We start from the raw sequence: 21,352 nt of genomic DNA, 5'->3' as shown, positions 1-21,352 counted from the left end.
GAAGGTACCGCCTGTCAGTTCATGGTGCCGCCGGCGGGCGCTTGGTGCGCGCATACGCCGGCGTCTGTTGCGTGCCGCTGAAACGAAAGCTGCGCCTCGTGGGCGCAGCGTCGCATCCAGCTTGTAGCGGCGATCAGCCCTTGACGTGCGCCTTGACGTAGTCGATCGCCTGCTGCACGGTCGTGATCTTCTCGGCTTCCTCGTCCGGGATCTCGCACTCGAATTCTTCTTCCAGAGCCATCACCAGCTCGACCGTATCCAGCGAGTCGGCGCCGAGGTCGTCGACGAACGACGCGTTCGGGGTGACTTCGTCTTCCTTCACGCCGAGCTGCTCGACCACGATCTTCTTGACGCGCTCTTCGATAGTGCTCATGTGTTTCTAAACCTCCGGTCGGAATTCATGCGGCGCATGCAGGCCGCGTTGCCGCAGCGGGCAGCGCGCCCCTGTAAACCGCGGCATTGTAGTGGAAGCCCTGCCCCCTCGCCAGCCGCGCCGGGAAGGGCCGCACGAACCTCGGCGGCGATGTCGAAGATGCGTCCAAGATGCTGAATAACAAGCCTTACGGCATGTACATGCCGCCGTTCACGTGGAGCGTCTCGCCGGTGATGTAGGACGCCGCGGGCGAAGCGAGGAACGCGACCGCCTTGGCGATGTCGTCCGCCGCACCGAGCCGGCCGAGCGCGATCTGGCCGAGCAGCGCGTTGCGCTGTTCCTCCGGCAACGCGCGCGTCATGTCGGTGTCGATGAAGCCGGGCGCGACGACGTTGACCGTGATGCCGCGCGAACCGATCTCGCGCGCGAGCGACTTGGAGAACGCGATGATGCCCGCCTTCGCCGCCGCGTAGTTCGACTGACCGGGATTGCCGGTGAGGCCGATCACCGAGGCGATCGAAATGATGCGCCCCTTGCGCGCCTTCATCATGCCGCGCATGACCGCCTTCGAGGCGCGGTAGACCGAACTCAGGTTGGTGTCGAGGATCGCCTGCCAGTCCTCGTCCTTCATGCGCATGAGCAGCTGGTCGCGGGTGATGCCCGCGTTGTTGACCAGGATCGAGATCGCGCCGGATTCCTTGCCGATCGCGTCGACGAGCGCCTCGATCGCCGCGCCGTCGGTCACGTTCAGCACGCGCCCGGCGCCGCCGTGCGCGGCGAGCCGCGCGCCGATCGCCTGCGCACCGCTCTCCGTCGTCGCGGTGCCGATCACCTTCGCGCCGAGCGCGGCGAGTTCGTCGGCGATCGCGGCGCCGATGCCGCGGCTGGCGCCGGTGACGAGGGCGATTTCTCCTTCGAGGGGCTTGCTCACGATGCGATCCATCCGGGACTGTGGTCGCGCATGATCGCAAAAGCCGCGGCGCGCATCCACGGCGCCGGCCGTGCGGGAACGTACGGGCGCACGCGATCCCGGCGGATGATCAGTCGACGATCGACCCGCAGGTGAGGTTCGCGACCGTTCCGGTCATCGCGCCGGCACGGTCGGAGGCGAAGAAGGCCGCAGCTTCGGCGACCTGCTCCAGCGTCGGCAGGCGCTTGAGCAGGGTCGCGTGCTCGGCGCGACCGGCGAGCATCGCTTCGATCGTCGTGCCCGCGCGCGCGGCGACGCCGGCGAACACGTCCCGTGAATGGGACTCGGCCAGCGCGCCCGGGATCGCGTCCGGCCGCAGGCAGACCACGCGCACGCCGCTCGCACCGAGTTCGCCGGCGAGGATGCGCGAGAACGCTTCGATCGCGGCGGACGCGACGCCGTTGCCGAGGAAGCCTTGCCCGGACAAGCGCGCGCCCGGCGTCGACAAGGTGAGGATCACGCCCGATCCCTGGTCGACCATGCGCCGCGCGACCGCCTGCGCGGTCAGGAAATTCGTGCGCGCGCACGCTTCGATCGGGTAGGCGAAGTCGGCGAGCGGGAGATCGACGAACGGCGTGCCCTGCACGTGTGCGAATCCGACCGCATTGAGCGCGATGTCGATGCGCCCCGCGCGCAGCGCGACGCCTTCGACGTGATGCTCGATCGCGTGTTCGTCGAGCGCATCGACTTCGGTCGCTTCGGCGCGCCCGCCGGCGGCGACGATGTCGTGCATGACGCGGTCGAGCTTCGCGCGCGTGCGTCCGCAGAGATAGACGCGCGCGCCCTCGCGGGCGAACACGCGCGCGACGGCGCCGCCGATCGCGCCACCGCCACCGTGGATCACCGCCACCTTTCCTTGCAGGAGCATCGTCCACCTCCCGCCGCGGCGACGTCGCGCGCGCGGCCCGCATGTCGTGGCCGAGAGACTAGCGCAGTCGCTCGACCAGTTGCTCCATGAACCCGGACCAGCCGCCGTGGTGGCTCGTGGCCATCTCCTCGCTCGGCAGGCCGTCGTGGGTGAGCACGAGTTCGGTCCGCGCGCCGCGGCGGATGAACTCGACCAGCACCACCGACTCCTTGCCTTGCGTGCCTTCGCTGACCCAGGCGAATTCGAGCAGGTGCGGACGCTCGACGCGCAGGTAGCGGCCGTAGTGCGGATAAATCCGCCCTTCCCACGCCATCTCGACGTAGAACAGGCCGTCGACGCGCGCGTCGACGACGGCCCGCTCGCCGCCGGCGAGCCATGCCTTCACGCTCGCCGGATCCACCCATGCGTCGAACACGCGCTCGGCGCTCGCGTCGTAGGTGCGCGGCACGCGCGTCGAGAACGCGCCCATTGCCGGCGGGTTTCGTTCAGTCATCGGAAGCCTCCTTCGATTCGGCGAGGAACTGCTCCAGTGCATCGAGGCGCTGGTTCCAGAAACGTTCGTAACGCGACGTCCAGCGTGCGACCTCGCGCAGCGGCGCCGCGCGCAGGTGCAGGTAGTGCTCGCGGCCGAGCCGCTCGCGCCGCACCAAGCCAGCGCGCTCGAGCACCTTGACGTGCTTGGACACCGCGTTCAGCGACATGTGGAACGGCTGCGCGAGATCCGTCACGCGTGCCTCGCCGCGCGTGAGGCGCGAGACGATGCGCCGCCGGGTCGGATCGGCGAGCGCGGCGAACGCGAGATCGAGGGCTGCAGGCACGGCGGTTTCGACATTCAACCTTATGGTTGAATAATACGCAGCTCGCGACGCGCGTCAAGCGCGTCGCGGGAAACGGAATCAGGCGCGGGTCAGCGCCAGTCGGCGAGCGCGGCGTCGAACTCGCCCGGCGTGCCGAGCGCGCGACCGTCGATCGCCTTGTCGATGCGCTTGACCAGGCTGGTCAGCACCTTGCCCGGGCCGCATTCGGCCACGCGCGTGGCGCCGGCTGCGACGAGCGCCTGCACGCAGCCGGTCCAACGCACCGGCAGGTAGAGCTGGCGCACGAGCGCGTCGCGGATTTCGGCGAGGCCTTCGTGCGTGCGCGCATCGACGTTCTGCACGACCGGGATGTGCGGCTGGCTCCAGTGATACGCCGTCATCGCTTCGCCGAGGCGGTTCGCCGCTTCGCGCATGAGCGGCGTGTGCGACGGCACGCTCACCGGGAGCTTGACCGCCTTGCGGACGCCGCGCTCGGACAGCTTCGCGAGCGCGGCGTCGATCGCCTGCACGTGGCCACCGATGACGATCTGCCCGGGCGAGTTGTAGTTGGCCGGCACGACGACGTGGTCTCCAGACACTTCGCGGCAGACTTCTTCGACGAGCACGTCGTCGGCGCCGAGCACGGCCGCCATCGCGCCGACGCCCTCGGGCGCCGCGTCCTGCATCGCCTGGCCGCGGATGCGCACCAGGTGCGCCGCATCGCGCAGCGACAGCACGCCGGCCGCGACGAGCGCGGTGTATTCGCCGAGGCTGTGGCCGGCGAGGTGCGACGGCGTCGCGCCACCGTTGGCCTGCCACAGGCGCCATACCGCCACGCCCGCCGCGAGCAGTGCAGGCTGGGTGTATTCGGTGCGGTTGAGCATCGCCTCGGGCCCGCCCTGCGACAACGCCCACAGGTCGGCGCCGGCACCGTCCGACGCCTCGGCGAACGTGTCGCGCACGTGCGCGTGCAGCTCGGCGAGTTCGGCGAGCATGCCGATCGACTGGGAACCCTGACCCGGAAACACGAATGCGAGCGACGACATAGGCTGGCTCATTTCAGGTGGATGCGAAGACGTTGTTGTACACCGCGAGGGCCACGCCGGTCAGTACGACGACGGCGAAGCCCGCGCCCGCGATCCACCGCGCATCGCGCTCGAGCGCGCGACCGTGCGGGTATCGGCCGAACGTGCAGACGAGCAACGCGCCGCGACCCAGGTTGATCAGGAAGAAATCGACGACGACGTCGCGCAGGATCGTCGCGACGACATGGACGGCGGCTCCGGCGAGATCCGCGAGCACGCCGCTCCGATCAATACTTCAGCAGCGCCGAAGACCAGGTGAAGCCGCCGCCGAATGCCTCGAGCAGCAGGGTCTGGCCGCGCTGCACCTTGCCCGAGCGCACCGCTTCGTCGAGCGCGAGCGGGACCGAGCCGGACGAGGTGTTGCCGTGGCGGTCGACCGTGACGATCACGCGGTCCATCGACATCTGCAGGCGCTTGGCGGTCGCCTCGATGATGCGCAGGTTCGCCTGGTGCGGGATCAGCCAGTCGACGTCCTGTTCGTGCATGCCGGCCGCTTCGAGCGTCTCGCCGACGATGCGGTCGAGCGTCTTCACGGCGACCTTGAACACCTCGTTGCCGGTCATCATCACGCGCACGCCGTGGTTCGGCTCGTCGTCGCGGAAGCCCGCGGAGACGCCGACCGGGTTGTACAGCAGGTGCTTGTAGCCACCGTCGGCGTGCAGCTTGGTGGTGAGGATGCCGGGTTCGCTCGACGCTTCGAGCACGACCGCGCCGGCGCCGTCGCCGAACAGCACGCAGGTCGCGCGGTCGCTGAAGTCGAGCATGCGCGTCAGCGTCTCCGAACCGACCACGAGCGCTCGCTTCGCCTGGCCACTGCGGATGAACTGATCGGCGATGCCGAGCGCGTACATGAAGCCCGAGCACGCGGCGTTGACGTCGAACGCGGCGCAGCCGTTCGCGCCGAGGCGATGCTGCAGCAGGCAGGCGGTCGACGGGAAGATGATGTCGGGCGTGGTCGTGCCGAGCACGATGAGGTCGAGGTCGGCGCCCTTGATGCCGGCTGCGTCGAGCGCGTGCGTGGCAGCGTAGAACGCGAGGTCACCGGTGGTCTCGCCGTCGGCGGCGAAGCGGCGCTCGCGGATGCCCGTGCGCGAGGCAATCCACTCGTCGGTGGTTTCGACGAGCTTCTCGAGATCGGCGTTGGTGACGATCTTTTCCGGCAGGTAACTGCCGGTACCGGCGATGCGTGAGTAGATCAGGGTCGTTCCCCGGTCGAGGCGCACGGGCGCAATGCGCCTGCGCAAGAATCGGCGCGCACCGACCGCAGGCGCGCGCTGCTGCCGAACCGGGTCGTCCGGACCCCGCAAGGCAACCCCACCCGGGGCATCCGGCCCGGGGCGTCACCGCGAGCGACGTCGTGCGACGTCGCCCGAACGGCGCTCTCAGTCTTCGTCGCGGGCCTGGACCTTCGACTCGATGACCTTCTTGCCGCGGTAGTAGCCGTCCTTGGTGACGTGATGGCGCACGTGCACCTCGCCCGAGGTCGGGTCGGTCGACAGCTGCTTCGCGGTCAGCGCATCGTGGGCGCGACGCATGCCGCGGCGGGACGGGGTTTTGCGACTCTTGGCAACAGCCATGGTGGTGACTCCTCTGGCGGACTTCCGTATCCGAACCGACGGCCGTCCAGGCCGCCTTCGTTTGTTTTCACGAGCGTCGTGCTCGAAGCTGAAGCAGCCGTCCTGGCCGCACGTCTCACAACAGCAAAGCTCGTGCTTATGTGCTCTTTTTCAAACCCGCCAGCGCCGCGAACGGGCTGGCCGGCTTTTCGTCGGACACCTCGTCCGACCGGTCCTTCCACTCCAGCGGTTCGCCCGGTTTCACGGGCACCACCGGCAACGCGAGTATCAGTTCGTCCTCGATCACGTCGGCGATGCCAACCTGGCCGTCCGGCACGAGCAGCGGCTCGTAGCCTGGCGGCAGCGCGGCTTCACCGCTTTCGTCGGCGATCAGGCCGAGGCGCTGGTCGATCGACACCGGCTGGACGAAGACGTCGAGTGTACGCTGGCAGACCAGCGGCAACCCGGCTTCCACACGCATTTCGAGGTACGCGACGCCGAGTTCGTCCCTGCCGAATTCGACGTGGTAGCGCGCCTCGCCTTCCGTCGTCGCGAGGCTGCCGCGCAGGCGCTGCATCGCGGCCAGCGGCAAGGTTCCTTCGTACGTGCGGCGCGCCTGCACCTGGCGTGCGACATCCACGCGATCTGGCAGGGCTGCGGACATGGGCGCGCGATGGTAGGTGCAGCCCCCTCCGGTGTCAACCTGAACCGCCCGGCGGCTGGCTTGGCGCGGCCATCGGGGGCACACTGGCTCCCCGTCCATCGGAGCCGCCCGCCCACGTGAACGTCCTGCTCGCCTGCGCGGCCGCCGTGGTGGCGCTCGGCCTGGTGTTCGCCTGGCGGCGGGAACGCCGCCTGCTGCGCCGGCGCGTGCTGCTGACCGAAATCCTCGATCTCGCCGACGCCCTCGAACAGGAACTGCTCGAATGCCGCGCGCGCCTGCGCGAGGTCCCCGCGCTCGCCGCGGCCGCGCTGTCGCCCGCCGAGCAGGTGTCCGCGCGCGCGACCCTCGCCGCCGAGCCGCAGGTGCAGGAAGCGCTGCGCGACCTGCTCGCGCACCGCCTCTGGCTCAAGCAACACGCCGCGAACGCGAGCGAAACCGAACTCGTCGCCGCTCGCGATGCGCTCGACGCGACGCGCAGCACCCTCGCCCGCCAGCTCGAGCGGCTCGCCGACGTGCGTGCCGACGTCGAGCAGACGCGTGCGACGGTCGCCGCGCAGCCGTCGGAAGTCCCGCATTGACCCGGCTCGGCGAGGTCGATCTCGTGCTCGGCTCGACCTCGCGCTACCGGCGCGAACTGCTCGCGCGCCTGACCCCGTCGTTTCGCGTGCACGCGCCCGCGGTCGACGAAACGCCGCGCGCGGGCGAGGCCCCGGCACCGCTCGCCACGCGGCTCGCCGCCGCGAAGGCGCAGGCGGTCGCGGCTGCCTGCCCGGGTGCACTCGTGATCGGCAGCGACCAGGTCGCCGAAGTCGACGGCATCGCGCTCGGCAAGCCGGGAACGGTCGAGGCCGCGTGCGCCCAGCTACGCGCGTGTTCCGGCCGCACGGTCGGTTTCCACACCGCGTTGTGCGTCGTCGACACGCGCGACGGCACCCTGCGCGTGCACGCCGACGCCGATCTCACGCGCGTGGTGTTCCGCCCGATCGACGAGGGCGCGATCGCGCGCTACGTCGAGGCCGAGCGCCCGCTCGACTGCGCGGGCAGCTTCAAGGCGGAAGGCCTCGGCATCACGCTGTTCGAACGCATCGAAAGCACCGACCCGACCGCGCTAATCGGCCTGCCGCTGATCGCGCTCGCGCGCCTGCTGCGCGCCACCGGCATCGAGCTGCCGTAAGGGCCGTCGCACCGCGACCACCGCTGCGTCACGGTCGGCCGATCCTCGCACGCCCGAACCGGCCCGGGGTTCGGGATGGAATCAAAAGGCCTGAAACACGGAGCACACGAAGAAGGCAGATCGGGCAAGGAGATTTCTCTGGGTGCTCTGCGTGCTTCGTGTTTCAATCTTTTCCGCTTTGGCACAGCCCTACCCGATCGCTTCGGTTTGCGGGGGCTCCCCGCGTGCGAGCAGCAGCACGAGGCGCCGTCGGGTATCCGCATCCAGGTTGTCGGGCGTGACGAGCACGCGGAACCGCGCGCGCGGCGTGCAGCGCCAGTCGAGCGCGAGCCAGGCGCCAAGGCGGCGGTGCGCGCGCAGGATCGCCGCGTGTTCGCGGCCATCGCGATCGACGAGCCGCCAGCCCGACGCGCGCCGCACGATGCGCCGGAACGGCGGTGCGCAATACCGTCGCAACGCGGCCGCAGTCCCCGCGAATGCGCACAGTGACAGCACCACACGCAGCGCGAGCGGCGCGCCGCTCGACCACGGTGCGAGTCCCGCGGCGAGCGCGACCACGAGCGTCGCGGCGACCACGCCCGGCGATGCCCGGTAGTCAAACGCGATCGAGGGCGCGGATCTCATCGACGATCGCGACGTAGCGCGGCGCCGGGTCGAGGTGCCCGGTCAGCCAGTCCCACAGGTCCGGATCGGCTTCGCCGAGCAGCGCGTCGAAGTCCGCGCGAAGCGCCTCGTCGGCGCCGGCGTAGCGGCGGTCGAGCCACGCGCCGAGCAGGCGGTCGAGTTCGCGCGTGCCGCGGCGCGCACGCCAGCGCAGGCGTCCGAGGCGCGCGTCGGCCGCGTCACTCATCGGCTCACGACCACGGCCGCTTCGGCGCGGCGCTGGTAGAACGCGAGGATCGTGCGCGCGGCGTCGCCCACGAGCAGGTCCGCCCAGGCGCCGGCGTAGGCGTTGAAATGCGTGCTCACGCGCCAGCTCACGTGGATCGCGAGGCGCGTGCCGCCTGCTTCCGGCGTGAGGCGGTAGGAAGTGTCGACGAGGTCGAAATGGCGACCGCCGATCAGCACGTGCTCGTCGAGCGCGCCGGGCGGGATCGAATCCGCGGCGAATACGTAGCGCCAGCGGATGTAGCGATTCTCGACCCAGTCGAGGATCGGCTCGTCGAAATGCACGTTCTTGTCCCAACGCAGCTTGCGCACGCGCCCGTCGGGCGTATCGACCGTGACGGCCTCCTGCGGGAACGGCACGCCGATGCGCCAGGCAAGGCCCTGCGCCATCTCATCGGGCTGGATGCCGGTGGCGTCGTTGATGAGATGCCAGATCGCCTCGGGCGGTGCCGCGATGAACACCGACGCGTCGGTTTCACCGCGGCGGTCCGGCAGCGGCGCGCTGCGTTCGACCGCGCCGAGCAGCAGCGGCAGCACGAGCACCGCGCCGACGGTCGAGCGCGATGGCGACGCGACCAGCAGCAGCACCCAACCGAGCAATCCGCCGAGCATCGCGGCGATCAGGAAGACCGGCAACGCGAGCGCGATGCAGATGCTGCCCTCGATGAGCAGGATCGCGGTGCCGCCGACGAACACCAGCACGGGCACGAGCGGCGCAACGAGCGCGCGACCGAGCGTGCGCTGCGCGGCCGGCAGCAGGTACACGGTCAACGCGCCGATCAGCAGCGGCACGAGGAACACGAACGACGCGAGCATGACGCCGCTCGCGCCGCTGCGCTCGCGGTAGAGCGGCAGCACGAACAGCAGTCGCATGAGCAGGCCGTACAGCGCGCCCGCGCCGAACATCCATCCGAGGTGCGGCCGGCGCAACGGCGCCGGCGCGGCGGCCGTGGCGTCGATCCCGTTTCCATTCATGCGCACGATTCTCCCGGCGTCAGGCGTCGCGCAGCAGCGCGAAGCCGAGCATGCCCCACATCGCCCACAGCACGATGCTGCCGGCGACATAGGCGCCGAAGCGGTGCATGACGCGGTTGTAGCCGCAGTGGACGAGGCTGTGCACGATGCGCAAGGCGACGAACGACCAGGCGAGCACGAGCAGCGTCGCGCTCGTCGCACCGGTCGCGTGCGCGACGAGCACGCCCGCGTAGAACAGCACGGGCAGCTCGAACAGGTTGCGCAGGTTGTCGGACGCGCGCGTGTCGACGAACCGCCCGGACGCCTGCGCCGACGTCGCGACGCTCTGCGGATCGATGCGCAGGCGGTGCATCTCGCGGATGCGCACGTGGTACATGCGCAGCCACACCACGAAGGTGAGCGCGACCAGCGCGAACGCCGGCCACAGGATCGCGTGCGGGCCGGCGAGCACGCGCGCCGCCTCAGCCCGCGCGCTCGACGATGAGCTTCTTGATCTCGCCGATCGCCTTGGCCGGGTTGAGGCCCTTCGGGCAGGTGCGCGCGCAGTTCATGATCGTGTGGCAGCGATACAGCTTGAACGGGTCCTCGAGCTCGTCGAGGCGCGTGCCGGTGTCCTCGTCGCGCGAGTCGACGATCCAGCGGTACGCCTGCAGCAGCACGGCCGGGCCGAGGTAGCGGTCGCTGTTCCACCAGTAGCTCGGGCACGAGGTCGTGCAGCACGCGCACAGGATGCACTCGTAGAGGCCGTCGAGCTTGGCGCGGTCCTCCTTCGACTGCAGGCGCTCGCGGTCGGGCGCCGGCGTCTCGGTGCGCAGCCACGGCTTGACCGAGGCGAGTTGCGCGTAGAAATGCGTGAGGTCGGGCACGAGGTCCTTGACCACCGACATGTGCGGCAGCGGGTGGATCTTCACGTCGCCGGAACCACAGTCGGCGATCGCCTTGGTGCAGGCGAGCGTGTTGGTGCCGTCGATGTTCATCGCGCACGAGCCGCAGATGCCTTCGCGGCACGAGCGGCGGAACGTCAGCGTCGGATCGATCTCGTTCTTGATCTTGATCAGCGCGTCGAGAACCATCGGCCCGCAGGTCGCCATGTCGACGTCGTAGGTGTCGATGCGCGGGTTCTCGCCGTCGTCCGGGCTCCAGCGGTAGACGCGGAAGGTACGGATGTCCTTCGCGCCCGCGTTCGCCGGATGGTGCTTGCCGGCCTTGATCTTGGAATTCTTGGGAAGGGTGAATTCGGCCACGTTCGCCTCGCCGTCATTCCCGCGAAAGCGGGAATCCAGGTTGATCCTGCATCAATAGCGGAAAATGGATTCCCGCTTTCGCGGGAATGACGCGCGTACGCGAGTCATTCCCGATCCCACCGTCCTCAGTAGACGCGCTTCTTCGGCGGCACCGGCTCGACGTCGTTCGTCATCGTGTTCATGTGCACGGGACGGAAGTCGAACGCGCACTTGCCCTTGTCGTCGACGCTGACGAGCGTGTGCTTCATCCAGTGCTCGTCGTCGCGGTCCGGGAAATCCTCGCGCGCGTGCGCGCCGCGACTCTCCGGTCGCTGTTCGGCCGAATTGATCGTGGCCACCGCGTTGTAGAGCAGGTTCTGCAGCTCGAGCGTCTCGATGAGGTCGGAATTCCACACCAGCGAGCGATCGGAGACGCGCACGTCGTCGAACGAGGCGAACACCTTGTCCATCTTCGCGCAGCCTTCCCTGAGCGTCTGCGCCGTGCGGAACACCGCGGCGTCGGCCTGCATCGTCTTCTGCATGGTCAGGCGCACTTCGGCGGTCGGCGTCGAGCCGTTCGCGTTGCGCAGGCGGTCGAGGTTGCCGAGTGCCTTGTCGCAGGCCGAGGCCGGCAGATCCTTGTGCGGCTGGCCGGGCTTGATCGTCGCCGCGCAGCGCTGCGCGACCGCGCGACCGAACACGACGAGGTCGAGCAGCGAGTTCGAGCCGAGGCGGTTCGCGCCGTGCACCGACACGCAGGCCGCTTCGCCGATCGCGAACAGGCCCGGCACGACCGCGTCCGGGTCGCCGCCGACCTTGCGCACGACTTCACCGTGGTAGTTGGTCGGGACGCCGCCCATGTTGTAGTGCACGGTCGGGATGACCGGGATCGGCTCCTTCGTGACGTCGACGCCGGCGAAGATGCGCGCGGACTCGGAAATGCCCGGCAGCTTCTCGTGCAGCACGTCGGCGCCGAGATGCATCAGGTTGAGGTTGATGTGGTCCTTCTGCTCGCCGACGCCGCGGCCTTCGCGGATCTCGATCGTCATCGAGCGCGAGACGACGTCGCGCGAGGCGAGGTCCTTCGCGTTCGGCGCGTACCGCTCCATGAAGCGCTCGCCCTTCGAATTGGTGAGGTAGCCGCCTTCGCCGCGCGAACCCTCGGTGATGAGGCAGCCCGAACCGTAGATGCCGGTCGGGTGGAACTGCACGAACTCCATGTCCTGCATGGGCAGGCCCGCGCGCATGACGAGGCCGCCGCCGTCGCCGGTGCAGGTGTGCGCCGACGTCGCCGAGAAATAGGCGCGGCCGTAGCCGCCGGTGGCGAGCACGACGCCGTGCGCGCGGAACAGGTGCAATGTGCCTTCGGCCATGTCGAGCGCGAGCACGCCGCGGCAGACGCCCTCGTCGTCGAAGATGAGGTCGAGCGCGAAGTACTCGATGAAGAAGCGAGCGTCGTGCTTGAGCGACTGCTGGTAGAGCGTGTGCAGGATCGCGTGGCCGGTGCGGTCGGCCGCGGCGCAGGTGCGCTGGGCGACGCCCTTGCCGTAGTCGGTCGTCATGCCGCCGAACGGGCGCTGGTAGATCTTCCCTTCGTCGGTGCGCGAGAAGGGCACGCCGTAATGCTCGAGCTCGATGATCGCGGGGATCGCCTCGCGGCACATGTACTCGATCGCGTCCTGGTCGCCGAGCCAGTCCGAACCCTTGATCGTGTCGTAGAAATGGAAGCGCCAGTCGTCCGGGCCCATGTTGCCGAGCGCGGCGGAGATCCCGCCCTGCGCGGCGACCGTGTGCGAGCGCGTCGGGAACACCTTGGTGAGGCACGCCGTCTGCAAGCCGGTCGCGGCGAGGCCGAAGGTGGCGCGCAGGCCAGCGCCGCCGGCGCCAACCACGATGATGTCGTACTTGTGTTCCTGGACCTTGTAAGCGGTACCGGCCATGTCAGCGTCCCAGCGCGATTTTGAGGATGGCGAGCACGCTAGCGGCGGCGCCGATGAAACAGATGAACTTCACCGCGACCTGCAGCACCAGCTGCGAGCCGCGCGTATGCACGTAGTCCTCGATGACGACCTGCAGGCCGAGCTGCGCGTGCCAGAACGCGGCCACCACGAACGCGAGCAGCAGCACCGCGTTGCACGGCTGCGCGACGAGCGCGTGCGCGCCTTCGTAGTCGAGGTGGAGCAGCTTCAGCACGGTCCAGACGAACCACAGGCCGAGCAGCACGAGCGCGGCCGCGGTGAGCCGCTGCACGACGAAATGATGCGAACCCTGGTGCGCGGAACCGAGTCCGAGCGCATTCTTCAGCGGCGTGCGCAGGCGACCGTTCATGCGCCACCCCGCTGCGCCAGCACGCAGGCCCAGACGAGCCCGGCGAGCAGTACGCTGCCGATCGACACGATCCAGCCGTTGCGCACGAACTGCGCGGGCAGGTAGCCGTAGCCGAGGTCCTGCCACAGGTGGCGGATGCCGTTGAGCAGGTGGTAGGCGAGCGACCAGGTCCAGCCGACCAGCAGCAGCGTGCCGAACCACGATCCGCAGAACGCGGCGACCTGGGCGTACGCCTGCGGCCCGCTCGCGAGCGCGAGCAGCGCGACCACGAGCAGGATCGTGCCCGCGGCGAGCGCGATGCCGGTCGCGCGGTGCAGGATCGAGGTGACCATCTGGATCTGCCAGCGGTAGATCGACAGATGAGGCGATAGCGGTCGCGCGTTGGCTGGCATGGCTGGCTCGTGCTGGCGTTGTCGTGTCGTCCGCTCGCGCATCCCGCGCGTGGGCATCAGAAGTCGATGCAGCGGCCGTTCTTTTCCCAATCCCCGTAGCGCGTCGGATCCAGGCCCGATTCGCGCCCGCCGATCTCCACCTGCGCCTCGCGCGCCGGCACCGCGGGCGCTTCCACGGGAGCGCGGGCCACGGGTGGCGTCGGGGATTGGGTCGGGGAGCGTCGGGTATCGGGCATGGTGCGATGCGGCGCGAAGGTTAAACCCACTCGTTCATCGAGACAACCTCGCATGGCGCATCCGCGGCGCGAAGCGGCGCCGTCCTACGCGCGCCTGCTACAGTGGACGACTCGCCACCGACGACGATCGCGATGCCGACTGCCCTTTGCCGCGCGGAACTGCTCTCCCTCGAAGGCAAGGACGCGGTCGCGTTCGCGCAGGCGCAGTTCACCAGCGACGTCGGCGCGCTCGCCGAGGGGCATTGGCAATGGAGCGCCTGGCTCGACGCGCAAGGCCGCGCGCGCGCGCTGTTCGTCCTGTTGCGCGTCGATGCCGAACGCCTGCTCGCCTGGCAGCCGCTCGGCGACGCCGTCGCCGTGCGCGACGCGCTGCGGCGCTACGTGTTCCGCAGCGCGGTGCGCCTCGAGGCCATCGACGGCTGGGCAGTACATCGCCTCGACACCGCGCCGCCCGATGCCGGCCGCCAGGTGGTCGCCAGCGACGGCGGCTACCGGCTCGCGCTGCCCGGTGTCCGGCCGCGCACGGCCTGGATCGGGTCCGCGATGGGTGACGCCGACCCGGCGGCGCTCGCCCAATGGCGCCGCGACGACCTCACCGCTCGCCTGCCCCTGCTCGCCGGCGAACTCGCCGGTGAATTCGTGCCGCAGGCGCTCGAACTCGAGCGCATCGACGCGATCCGCTTCGACAAGGGCTGCTATCCGGGCCAGGAGATCGCCGCGCGCCTGCACTTCCGCGGCGGCAACAAGCGCCGCCTTCAGGTCTATCGCTTCGAATCCGCGGCGGCGGCACCCGCGCCAGGATCGGCCGTGCTTGTCGGCGACACCGCGATCGGGCGCATCCTGTATGCCGTCGCCGACGACGGCGACACGCGCGGCCATGCGCTCGCGGTCGTCACCGACGACGCCCGCGAGTCTGGCGCCACGACCACCGAAGGGCACGTGCTAAGCCCCTGCGTCTGAACGATTTTTTTACAAACCGCCCTGCCAGACCCCGGCTTACGCCACGCTGAACAAGCGTCCGGCCGTTCAGCGACATGCGTGTCCGACTCGCGTAGGCTTCGCTCCGCGCCTCGTTCAGACGAGGCGTTTCGTGTATCCACAAGCTTGTTTTGAATGAGCTTTTTGGGTATTTGCCGCGGACCTGAACAGGCCGGCGGATGCCCCCGGTGCAAGGCGCCGGTTCGAGAAAGACGTCGGAGCGACTGCCGGGGTGGCAGACGCCGCCGGCGGGCGTAGTAAGGCACGGCAGGACCGCGCCCACGCCGCAGCGTCATCCAAATCGATGGTTCGACCCGGCCCGGCGGTGGTTCGCCTGGCATGCCCGCCATGGCGTTCGCGCCCTGGCGGGCGGAGCGAGCCTCCCGACTGTGAGAGGTGTGCGACATGAAACTTTCTTTCCTGCTCTGGCTCGCGTCGATCATGCCGCAGCCGGCCGCCGACCAGGTCTGCCTGGCGACGACGGTCTACCTCGAAGCGCGCAGCGAGTCGAAGGTCGGCCAGATGGCGGTCGCCGAGGTCGCGATGCGGCGCCGCGAAAGCGGCCGCTGGGGCAAGACCGTCTGCGACGTCGTGCGGGCGCCGGGCCAGTTCGCGACGACGACGACGCGTGACAGCCGCATCATGGACGACCCGGAAGCGTGGAACACGGCCTGGCAGATCGCCGGCCGCTCGCTCGCGATCTGGTCGCTGCCGCGCGACCGGCGCAAGTTCGTCGTCCCCGAGGCCGACCATTTCGTGCTCGCCGACTCGGTGTCGCCGGGCTGGATCAAGGGTCCTCCGCTGGCGACGATCGGCGCGCACAACTTCTATCGCATCAACTGACGCGTCGCGCGACGGTGGCTTCGGCCAGCCGCCGCTTCGGCCAAAAGAAACGGCGAAGGCATTGGGCCTTCGCCGTTTTCGTTTTCGCGGACGGCTCGCGCGGCGAGCGCGCGGCCTAGCGCAGGCGCAGCAGGTGGTTGTCGCGGATCATCACGCGATCGCCCGGGCGCAGGTCGTTGTTGTCCCACTGCGTGACCGTCGCCCAGCGGCCGTCGTCGAGGCGGACCTGGAACTGCCAGGCCTCGCGATCGCCGCGGTCGTTCGAGTTGCGCTCGATCGCATTGCCGGCGAAGCCGCCGGCTACCGCACCGGCGACCGTGGCCGCGGTGCGGCCATCGCCCTTGCCGATCGTGCTGCCGAGCACGCCGCCGATGATCGCGCCGAGCACCGCACCGCCACCGCCGGTGCTGTTCTCGCGCACGTAGACGCGGCCGACTTCCTTGATCACGCCGCAGCGCGAGCAGTCGTAGGCCGCGCGCCGCTGATAGTACGAATCGTCGTAGTAGCGGGTGCGCGGCGGCGTCGCCACGCAACCCACGAGGGCGAGGCCCGTCACCGCGGTCAGCGCCATCGACACGAATCTGCTGCTCATCGTCATGGTTCCGTTGGAGGACTGCGACGCATGTTCACGCACCTACGTTAAAGAAGTCGTGAACGGCCGATCAGGCGACCGGACCGGACGCCTTGACGCCATTCGGCAGCGGTCGGCGGTTCGCCCGGCCGACGCCGCGGCATTGTCCCGAAACCCGCTATGGGAGCCGCGTCGGCCTTGGGCTAGCATCCGTCCACCGCTGGGGGAACCATGACGACGACGCCGACCGTGACCGTGGACGAATTGCGCGATCTCGACGCCGACGACGCGGTCGCGCGCCTCGCACCCTTGCCCGACGCGTCGGTCGCGCGCCTGCTGCATTCACTCGGCCCGGGTCGAGCGGTCGCGATCCTCGACCGCTTCGGCGTGGAGCGTCGCCGCCAGATCGCGTTCGCCGCGGGCCAGGGTGAAGACGGCCAATGGCTGAGCGGGCAGCATTGGCCCGAAGGGTCGATCGGACGCCTGATGGAGCCGGCGCCGGCCGTGTTCGACGAGGACGCGACCGTCGCGCAGGTGATCGAGACCTTGCGCCCGATCGTCTCGCACACGCTCGTGACCTACGTCTTCGTCGTCGACGCGAAGCGAACGCTGACCGGCATCGTCGCGTTCCGCGAACTCGCGTTCGCGCGCGCGACGCAACGCCTCGCCGAGATCATGGTCGCGCGGCCGTTCTCGCTGCAGCCGCAGACCGACGTCCTCGACGCGATGCGCGAAGTCGTGCGTCGCCACTATCCGGTCTATCCGGTCTGCGACGCCGACGGCCGCCTCATCGGCATCGTGCGCGGCGCGGTCATCTTCGAGGAGCAGGCGTTCGAGATCAGCGCGCAAGCCGGCGCGATGGTCGGTGTCGAAAAGGAGGAGCGCCTCGCGACGCCGTGGCAGCGCGCGTTGCGCTTCCGCCATCCGTGGCTGCAGATCAACCTCGTCACCGCATTCGTCGCGGCGAGCGTGGTCGGCCTGTTCCAGGGCACGGTCAACCGCATCGTGCTGCTCGCGGTGTTCATCCCGGTGCTGTCGGGCCAGTGCAGCAACACCGGTTGCCAGTCGCTCGCGGTCACGCTGCGCGGCATGACGCTCGGCGAGCTCGGCGCGAACCGCACGAGCGCGCTGCTCTGGAAGGAAACCTGGCTCGGCTTCCTCAACGGCGCGCTGACCGGCCTCGTCGCCGCGCTCGGCATGCTCTGGCTCGCGCACCACCAGCAGCATCCGCAGGCCCTGACGCTGGCCGCGATCACCTTCGTCGCGATGGCGGGCAGCTGTGCGCTGTCGGGCGTCGCCGGCGCCGCGGTGCCGCTCGCGCTCAAGCGCTTCGGCGCTGATCCCGCGACCGCGTCGAGCATCTTCCTGACCACCGCGACCGACGTCGTGAGCATGGGGCTGTTCCTCGGCCTCGCCGCGTGGCTCGTGTCGTGACGCGCCGGCGCCACGCCGAGCCGATGGCCGCAGGCGCGCGCACGCGCTAACCTCCGATCATGTCCCATCCGGTCTACCTCTTCGGCGAATATCGCGTCGATCCGCTCGCGCGCGAACTGCATCGCGGCAGCGAGCTGCTCGCGTTGTCGCCGAAGGTGTTCGACTGCCTCGTCTACCTGATCGAGCATCGCGACCGCGCCGTCGGCCGCGACGAGCTGATCGCCGCGGTGTGGGGCAAGCTCGACGTCAGCGACACCCTGCTCGGCCAGACCCTGCTGAAGGCGCGGCGCGCGGTCGGCGACGACGGCAACGAACAGAACGCGATCCGCACGATCCCGCGCTTCGGCTATCGCTGGATCCGCGAACTCGAAACCGAACGCGTCAGCGACGCCGACGCGCGCGAGGCCGTGCCGACGCCCGCGGTCGCCGCGCCGGTCGCACTCGCGATGGAGGCGCCCGAGCCCGTTGCCGCCGCGACGCCGCCCACACCGGCGCCGCAGCGCCCGCGCTGGCTCGTCCCCGCGGCGATCGCCGGGGCCGCGGTCGTGATCGCCGCACTCGCCCTGCCCTGGCTGCTGCCTCCGCGCGAGCACGACACGGTGCCGACGACCAGCGCGCCGGTCGCCCCGACCGATGCCCTCGTCGTGTTGCCGGCGACGGTCGAATCGAGCGAGGAATGGGCCTGGCTGCGACTGGGCCTCATGGACCTCATCGCCTCGCGCCTGCGTCAAGCCGGGCAGGTCGTCGCACCGAGCGACAACGTCGTCGCCGCGTGGCGCACCGCGAGCACGAGCGGCGCTCGCGGCGATCCGGCAACCGTCGTGCGCAGCCTCACCGGCGCGCGCCAGGTCATCGTGCCGCAGGTCGCGCATGTCGCCGACAACTGGCTCGTGCAGATCGAGCTGCGCGAGGACGACGGCCGGCGCCGCACGATCGAAACCCGCGGCAGCGACCCGATCGAAACCGCGCGCAACGCGAGCGACCAGTTGCTCGTGCTGCTCGGCAAGTCGCCGGTGTCGACCCACGACGACGTGCCGGTGTCGGTCGCCGAACTCCTGCAGCGCACCGAGGCTTCGCTGCTCGGCGACGACTTCGCGACCGCACGCCGGCTCATCGAGGCGGCGCCGGCCGCGGTGCGCGCGACGCCGACGATCCGCGTGCGACTCGCGCAGATCGACTATCGCAGCGGCCGCCTCGACGCCGCGCGCGGCACGCTCGAGCAGGTCCTGGCGACGGTGTCCGCCGAGACCGACCCCGTGTTGCGCGCGCAGGCGCTGCACATGCTCGGCGCGCTCGCGGTGCGCGAGGACCGCAGCGCGGACGCGGTGCCGATCTTCGAGGAAGCGATCCGCCTGACCGAGTCGCGCCACGAGCCGGTCGTCGTCGGCCAGGCCTACACCGGCCTCGCCGCTGCGCTGGTCAACCTCGGGCGTTTCGACGAGGCGGCGAACGCGCTCGCGCGCGCGCGCATCGCGCTCACGCTCGCCAACGACACGCTCTCGCTCGCCCGCGTCGACGCCAACGAAGGCATCCTCAACAACAATCGCGGCCGCCACGCCGAAGCGCTGCCGGTATTGCAGCGTGCGGCCGACCGCTTCCGCCATTTCGGCGCGCTCAACGACCTCGCGCTCACGGTGACCGCGCAGATCAAGGCGCAGCTCGCCCTGCTCGACGCGCCGGGCGCGGTCGCGACGAGCGAATCGCTGCTGCCGCAGCGCGCCCAGCTCGTCAACGCGCGCACGCGCGGCAACTTCGACCTGCAGCGCGCGCGCGCGCTCGCCGCGGTCGGCCGCCTCACCGACGCGCGCGTGCTGCTCGACGAACTGCGCCGCGACCCTTCGCTCGCCGACCAGGCGGAACTGCCGGGCAGCATCGCGGCGGAGAGCGCGCGCCTGCAGCTCGCCGCCGGCGACGCGGCGCAGGCCGCCGAATCGGCGCGCCGTGCGGTCGCCGCGCTGCCGACCACCGACGAAGCGCACGTGCGCGCGCAGGCCTGGCTCACGCTCGTGCGCGCGCTGCTCGCGACCGGTCGCGCGAGCGACGCGCTGGTCGAATGCGCGCAGTTCCAGCGCTGGACGAAGGAGCACGACGACATGCCTTCGATCAGCCAGTTCGCTCGGCTCGCCGACGCCGAGCTCGCGCGCGCCGCGCAGCGGCGCGACGACGCCTACCGCAGCTACGCGGCGGCGTTCGCCGACGCCGAGCGTTGGGCCGTGCCGCGCGACCTCGCCGTCGTCGTCTCCTCGTACGGCGCGAGCCTGATCGCCGACCGCGAGCTCGATCGCGCCAGCGAAGTCGTCGGACGCGTCGCGCGCTGGGCCGAGCAGGACTACGACTGCGCCCTGTTGCAGGCACGCCTGTACGAGGCGCTGCACCAGACCGATGCCTGGCGCGCGGCGCTCGCGCGCGTTCGCGCGCTCGCAGGCGAACGTGCGGTACCCAACGCGGGCGACGCCACCGAACCGGCGACGCGGAGCGGCTAGTCCGGCCGAATGCACCCCGCCCTTGGCCGCCGTGCCCCCGCCCAGTGGCCGTCCATCCGGCTATACAGCCGCAAATCAGCGTCGCTTCATGCGATGCGAACGAAAAACGAATGAAGATGGAGTGCGGCGACCGGCTGCCGACGCGAAGATGACCCCGTCGCCATCGAGGGACGATCACCATGCACGCCCGTCGCACCCTGTACACCGCCCGGCCGCTGGCCTGCCGGATCGACCGTCCGTCGTGATCGCCTGAATCCGATGCGGCTGCGACGATGTGGCCGCGTGTATCGTCCTCGATGCAAGGTCCCCCCGGTCGGGGCACCCCCCAACAGCCTCGACCGGCCCCGCCGTCGCCTCCCTCTCTCCCTCGGGCGGCGGCGGGAATTTCTCCCTGACGCATTCCGGTCTGCCCGTCGGCGGACCGGAACGCGCGCCTGTCCGGTGGAATGACGCGAGACAACGAAACGGACTCGACCGGTCAGCGGCATCCGCGTGACGGAAGACACGGCGTGCATCGCAACGGCCGGCTGAAGCGCGATGACGGTCAGTCGTCGTCCCAGAGGCTCGCCTTCTTCGCCGCAGGCGGCTTGCGCGCGGCGCCTTCGCCGGCGGCGACCGCCTGCCACACCGCGAGTGCATCGCGCGTCGGAGCGACGTCGTGCACGCGCACGATCGCCGCGCCGCGTTGCGCGGCGATCAGCGCCGCGGCGACTGAACCCGCGACGCGCTCGTGCGGATCCTCGCGTCCGGTCAGCACGCCGATCGAGCGCTTGCGCGACAACCCGACCATCACCGGCGCGATCTCGGGAAAGCGATCGAGCGCACGCAGCAGCGCGAGGTTGTGTTCGAGCGTCTTGCCGAAGCCGAAACCGGGATCGACGAGGATCTTCTTCTTGTCGATGCCGGCCATCTGGCACGCGAACAGCCGCTCGGCGAGGAAGCGGTGCACTTCGCCGACGACGTCGTCGTAGTGCGGTGCGTCCTGCATCGTGCGCGGCTCGCCCTGCATGTGCATCACGCACACGGGCACGCCGAGCGCGGCGGCCGCATCGAGCGCACCGTCGCCACGCAACGCACGCACGTCGTTGATCAGCCCCGCGCCCGCGGCGACCGCCGCGCGCATGACCTCGGCCTTCGACGTGTCGATCGAGATCGGCACGTTCGCCCGCCGCGCGAGCGCCTCGATCACCGGCACGACGCGCGCGATCTCGGTCGCCGCGTCGACCTCGTCCGCACCCGGTCGCGTCGACTCGCCACCGACGTCGAGCAGGTCCGCGCCCTGTTCGACCAGCGCGAGCCCGTGGGCGATCGCGCGCGCGGGATCGAGGAACTCGCCACCGTCCGAGAACGAATCGGCCGTCACGTTGACGACGCCGCACACGAGCGTGCGGTCGAGCACGAGTTCACGGCCGTTGCAGTCGAGGCGGGGGTGGAACATGGCGGCATCCGGGTGGGCGACGGTGCATTGTATGCGCGCGCATCCTCGCGACGGTCGCGACCACGGGCGCGTCGCG

27 protein-coding genes are annotated in these 21,352 nt (G+C 70.2%); 6 read left to right on the top strand and 21 right to left on the bottom strand.

What is annotated here, in order from left to right; translation table 11 throughout:
* Window positions 1-133: 133 nt before the first annotated feature.
* The 10 genes from acpP to FHW12_RS15250 form a co-directional block, all read right to left on the bottom strand.
* Complete coding sequence (gene acpP, locus FHW12_RS15295) at window positions 134-373, bottom strand: acyl carrier protein (protein ID WP_182531911.1); 240 nt, start codon at window positions 371-373, stop codon at window positions 134-136.
* A gap of 187 nt (window positions 374-560) precedes the next feature.
* Window positions 561-1,304 carry a 3-oxoacyl-ACP reductase FabG gene (gene fabG / locus FHW12_RS15290; RefSeq protein ID WP_182531910.1) on the bottom strand — a complete coding sequence of 248 codons (744 nt, stop codon included), beginning with the start codon at window positions 1,302-1,304 and terminating at the stop codon, window positions 561-563.
* 109 nt (window positions 1,305-1,413) lie between these two features.
* Entirely contained in the window at window positions 1,414-2,211 is a 798-nt protein-coding gene (locus FHW12_RS15285; protein WP_182531909.1) for an SDR family NAD(P)-dependent oxidoreductase, read from the bottom strand.
* 58 nt (window positions 2,212-2,269) lie between these two features.
* A complete protein-coding gene (locus FHW12_RS15280) occupies window positions 2,270-2,704 on the bottom strand; it encodes an SRPBCC family protein (protein WP_182531908.1) in 435 nt (144 codons plus the stop codon).
* A complete protein-coding gene (locus FHW12_RS15275) occupies window positions 2,697-3,029 on the bottom strand; it encodes an ArsR/SmtB family transcription factor (RefSeq protein WP_182531907.1) in 333 nt (110 codons plus the stop codon). Before FHW12_RS15275 ends, FHW12_RS15280 begins: the two co-directional genes overlap by 8 nt.
* 89 nt (window positions 3,030-3,118) lie before the next feature.
* Complete coding sequence (gene fabD, locus FHW12_RS15270; RefSeq protein WP_259393096.1) at window positions 3,119-4,054, bottom strand: ACP S-malonyltransferase; 936 nt, start codon at window positions 4,052-4,054, stop codon at window positions 3,119-3,121.
* Between the two features lie 13 nt (window positions 4,055-4,067).
* Entirely contained in the window at window positions 4,068-4,310 is a 243-nt protein-coding gene (locus tag FHW12_RS15265; RefSeq protein WP_182531905.1) for a hypothetical protein, read from the bottom strand.
* A gap of 10 nt (window positions 4,311-4,320) precedes the next feature.
* A complete protein-coding gene (locus FHW12_RS15260) occupies window positions 4,321-5,316 on the bottom strand; it encodes a beta-ketoacyl-ACP synthase III (RefSeq protein ID WP_310735258.1) in 996 nt (331 codons plus the stop codon).
* Between the two features lie 159 nt (window positions 5,317-5,475).
* Window positions 5,476-5,670 carry a 50S ribosomal protein L32 gene (rpmF, locus tag FHW12_RS15255; protein WP_182531904.1) on the bottom strand — a complete coding sequence of 65 codons (195 nt, stop codon included), beginning with the start codon at window positions 5,668-5,670 and terminating at the stop codon, window positions 5,476-5,478.
* Between the two features lie 136 nt (window positions 5,671-5,806).
* On the bottom strand, window positions 5,807-6,313 hold the full coding sequence (locus FHW12_RS15250) for a YceD family protein (RefSeq protein WP_182531903.1): 507 nt from the start codon (window positions 6,311-6,313) through the stop codon (window positions 5,807-5,809).
* A 116-nt stretch (window positions 6,314-6,429) separates the two neighbouring features.
* Here FHW12_RS15250 and FHW12_RS21375 point away from each other — a divergent pair, with 116 nt between their 5' ends.
* Both FHW12_RS21375 and FHW12_RS15240 read left to right on the top strand, forming a co-directional pair.
* Complete coding sequence (locus FHW12_RS21375; protein WP_182531902.1) at window positions 6,430-6,891, top strand: hypothetical protein; 462 nt, start codon at window positions 6,430-6,432, stop codon at window positions 6,889-6,891.
* The gene (locus tag FHW12_RS15240; RefSeq protein ID WP_182531901.1) at window positions 6,888-7,487 is read left to right on the top strand and encodes a Maf family protein; all 600 of its coding nucleotides are present in this window, start codon (window positions 6,888-6,890) and stop codon (window positions 7,485-7,487) included. The genes FHW12_RS21375 and FHW12_RS15240 overlap by 4 nt, the downstream gene beginning before the upstream one ends.
* Before the next feature lie 189 nt (window positions 7,488-7,676).
* On the opposite strand, the gene FHW12_RS15235 is transcribed toward FHW12_RS15240, so the two are convergent.
* The 9 genes from FHW12_RS15235 to FHW12_RS15195 all read right to left on the bottom strand — a co-directional run bounded on the left by FHW12_RS15235 (window position 7,677) and on the right by FHW12_RS15195 (window position 13,529).
* Entirely contained in the window at window positions 7,677-8,111 is a 435-nt protein-coding gene (locus tag FHW12_RS15235) for a hypothetical protein (RefSeq protein WP_182531900.1), read from the bottom strand.
* The gene (locus FHW12_RS15230) at window positions 8,083-8,337 is read right to left on the bottom strand and encodes a succinate dehydrogenase assembly factor 2 (RefSeq protein WP_182531899.1); all 255 of its coding nucleotides are present in this window, start codon (window positions 8,335-8,337) and stop codon (window positions 8,083-8,085) included. Before FHW12_RS15230 ends, FHW12_RS15235 begins: the two co-directional genes overlap by 29 nt.
* Window positions 8,334-9,350, bottom strand: coding sequence for an SRPBCC family protein (locus FHW12_RS15225; protein ID WP_220484484.1), 1,017 nt, complete (start codon window positions 9,348-9,350; stop codon window positions 8,334-8,336). Before FHW12_RS15225 ends, FHW12_RS15230 begins: the two co-directional genes overlap by 4 nt.
* Window positions 9,351-9,369: 19 nt before the next feature.
* Entirely contained in the window at window positions 9,370-9,801 is a 432-nt protein-coding gene (locus FHW12_RS15220; RefSeq protein ID WP_182531898.1) for an MAPEG family protein, read from the bottom strand.
* 10 nt (window positions 9,802-9,811) lie between these two features.
* Window positions 9,812-10,594, bottom strand: coding sequence for a succinate dehydrogenase iron-sulfur subunit (locus tag FHW12_RS15215; RefSeq protein WP_182531897.1), 783 nt, complete (start codon window positions 10,592-10,594; stop codon window positions 9,812-9,814).
* A 125-nt stretch (window positions 10,595-10,719) separates the two neighbouring features.
* The gene (sdhA, locus tag FHW12_RS15210; protein ID WP_182531896.1) at window positions 10,720-12,513 is read right to left on the bottom strand and encodes a succinate dehydrogenase flavoprotein subunit; all 1,794 of its coding nucleotides are present in this window, start codon (window positions 12,511-12,513) and stop codon (window positions 10,720-10,722) included.
* 1 nt (window position 12,514) lies between these two features.
* Window positions 12,515-12,901 carry a succinate dehydrogenase, hydrophobic membrane anchor protein gene (sdhD, locus tag FHW12_RS15205; protein ID WP_182531895.1) on the bottom strand — a complete coding sequence of 129 codons (387 nt, stop codon included), beginning with the start codon at window positions 12,899-12,901 and terminating at the stop codon, window positions 12,515-12,517.
* Window positions 12,898-13,293: a succinate dehydrogenase, cytochrome b556 subunit gene (gene sdhC, locus FHW12_RS15200; RefSeq protein ID WP_182531894.1), complete on the bottom strand. Its 396-nt coding sequence runs from the start codon at window positions 13,291-13,293 to the stop codon at window positions 12,898-12,900. The genes sdhD and sdhC overlap by 4 nt, the downstream gene beginning before the upstream one ends.
* Before the next feature lie 56 nt (window positions 13,294-13,349).
* Window positions 13,350-13,529 (bottom strand): DUF1674 domain-containing protein, encoded by a 180-nt coding sequence (locus tag FHW12_RS15195; protein ID WP_182531893.1) that lies wholly within the window; start codon window positions 13,527-13,529, stop codon window positions 13,350-13,352.
* 132 nt (window positions 13,530-13,661) lie between these two features.
* Between FHW12_RS15195 and FHW12_RS15190 the strand changes: the two genes are divergently transcribed.
* Complete coding sequence (locus tag FHW12_RS15190; protein WP_182531892.1) at window positions 13,662-14,489, top strand: YgfZ/GcvT domain-containing protein; 828 nt, start codon at window positions 13,662-13,664, stop codon at window positions 14,487-14,489.
* Window positions 14,490-14,912: 423 nt separating this feature from the next.
* Window positions 14,913-15,350, top strand: a complete 438-nt coding sequence (locus tag FHW12_RS15185) for a cell wall hydrolase (RefSeq protein ID WP_182531891.1) — start codon at window positions 14,913-14,915, stop codon at window positions 15,348-15,350.
* A gap of 115 nt (window positions 15,351-15,465) precedes the next feature.
* Here FHW12_RS15185 and FHW12_RS15180 read toward each other — a convergent pair whose 3' ends face one another.
* On the bottom strand, window positions 15,466-15,942 hold the full coding sequence (locus FHW12_RS15180; protein WP_259393095.1) for a glycine zipper 2TM domain-containing protein: 477 nt from the start codon (window positions 15,940-15,942) through the stop codon (window positions 15,466-15,468).
* Between the two features lie 210 nt (window positions 15,943-16,152).
* Between FHW12_RS15180 and FHW12_RS15175 the strand changes: the two genes are divergently transcribed.
* Window positions 16,153-17,355, top strand: a complete 1,203-nt coding sequence (locus FHW12_RS15175) for a magnesium transporter (protein ID WP_182531889.1) — start codon at window positions 16,153-16,155, stop codon at window positions 17,353-17,355.
* Window positions 17,356-17,414: 59 nt separating this feature from the next.
* A complete protein-coding gene (locus tag FHW12_RS15170; protein WP_182531888.1) occupies window positions 17,415-19,838 on the top strand; it encodes a winged helix-turn-helix domain-containing protein in 2,424 nt (807 codons plus the stop codon).
* A gap of 544 nt (window positions 19,839-20,382) precedes the next feature.
* Here the strand turns inward: FHW12_RS15170 and folP are convergent.
* Window positions 20,383-21,276 carry a dihydropteroate synthase gene (gene folP, locus FHW12_RS15165; protein ID WP_182531887.1) on the bottom strand — a complete coding sequence of 298 codons (894 nt, stop codon included), beginning with the start codon at window positions 21,274-21,276 and terminating at the stop codon, window positions 20,383-20,385.
* Window positions 21,277-21,352 lie beyond the last annotated feature (76 nt).

This window comes from Dokdonella fugitiva, assembly GCF_014138265.1.
Taxonomy (GTDB): domain Bacteria; phylum Pseudomonadota; class Gammaproteobacteria; order Xanthomonadales; family Rhodanobacteraceae; genus Dokdonella_A; species Dokdonella_A fugitiva_A.
Note: the sequence above shows the minus strand (reverse complement) of the source record. Positions and strands in the feature narration are given on the sequence as shown.

Excerpts from the sequence above, each read along its gene's own strand:
- acpP (WP_182531911.1), bottom strand. The coding sequence starts at position 373 with ATGAGCACTATCGAAGAGCGCGTCAAGAAGATCGTGGTCGAGCAGCTC.
- FHW12_RS15285 (WP_182531909.1), bottom strand. The coding sequence starts at position 2,211 with ATGCTCCTGCAAGGAAAGGTGGCGGTGATCCACGGTGGCGGTGGCGCG.
- FHW12_RS15280 (WP_182531908.1), bottom strand. The coding sequence starts at position 2,704 with ATGACTGAACGAAACCCGCCGGCAATGGGCGCGTTCTCGACGCGCGTG.
- fabD (WP_259393096.1), bottom strand. The coding sequence starts at position 4,054 with ATGTCGTCGCTCGCATTCGTGTTTCCGGGTCAGGGTTCCCAGTCGATC.
- rpmF (WP_182531904.1), bottom strand. The coding sequence starts at position 5,670 with ATGGCTGTTGCCAAGAGTCGCAAAACCCCGTCCCGCCGCGGCATGCGT.
- FHW12_RS15250 (WP_182531903.1), bottom strand. The coding sequence starts at position 6,313 with ATGTCCGCAGCCCTGCCAGATCGCGTGGATGTCGCACGCCAGGTGCAG.
- FHW12_RS15235 (WP_182531900.1), bottom strand. The coding sequence starts at position 8,111 with ATGAGATCCGCGCCCTCGATCGCGTTTGACTACCGGGCATCGCCGGGC.
- FHW12_RS15230 (WP_182531899.1), bottom strand. The coding sequence starts at position 8,337 with ATGAGTGACGCGGCCGACGCGCGCCTCGGACGCCTGCGCTGGCGTGCG.
- FHW12_RS15225 (WP_220484484.1), bottom strand. The coding sequence starts at position 9,350 with ATGAATGGAAACGGGATCGACGCCACGGCCGCCGCGCCGGCGCCGTTG.
- sdhA (WP_182531896.1), bottom strand. The coding sequence starts at position 12,513 with ATGGCCGGTACCGCTTACAAGGTCCAGGAACACAAGTACGACATCATC.
- sdhD (WP_182531895.1), bottom strand. The coding sequence starts at position 12,901 with ATGAACGGTCGCCTGCGCACGCCGCTGAAGAATGCGCTCGGACTCGGT.
- sdhC (WP_182531894.1), bottom strand. The coding sequence starts at position 13,293 with ATGCCAGCCAACGCGCGACCGCTATCGCCTCATCTGTCGATCTACCGC.
- FHW12_RS15195 (WP_182531893.1), bottom strand. The coding sequence starts at position 13,529 with ATGCCCGATACCCGACGCTCCCCGACCCAATCCCCGACGCCACCCGTG.
- FHW12_RS15190 (WP_182531892.1), top strand. The coding sequence starts at position 13,662 with ATGCCGACTGCCCTTTGCCGCGCGGAACTGCTCTCCCTCGAAGGCAAG.
- FHW12_RS15185 (WP_182531891.1), top strand. The coding sequence starts at position 14,913 with ATGAAACTTTCTTTCCTGCTCTGGCTCGCGTCGATCATGCCGCAGCCG.
- FHW12_RS15180 (WP_259393095.1), bottom strand. The coding sequence starts at position 15,942 with ATGAGCAGCAGATTCGTGTCGATGGCGCTGACCGCGGTGACGGGCCTC.
- FHW12_RS15175 (WP_182531889.1), top strand. The coding sequence starts at position 16,153 with ATGACGACGACGCCGACCGTGACCGTGGACGAATTGCGCGATCTCGAC.
- FHW12_RS15170 (WP_182531888.1), top strand. The coding sequence starts at position 17,415 with ATGTCCCATCCGGTCTACCTCTTCGGCGAATATCGCGTCGATCCGCTC.
- folP (WP_182531887.1), bottom strand. The coding sequence starts at position 21,276 with ATGTTCCACCCCCGCCTCGACTGCAACGGCCGTGAACTCGTGCTCGAC.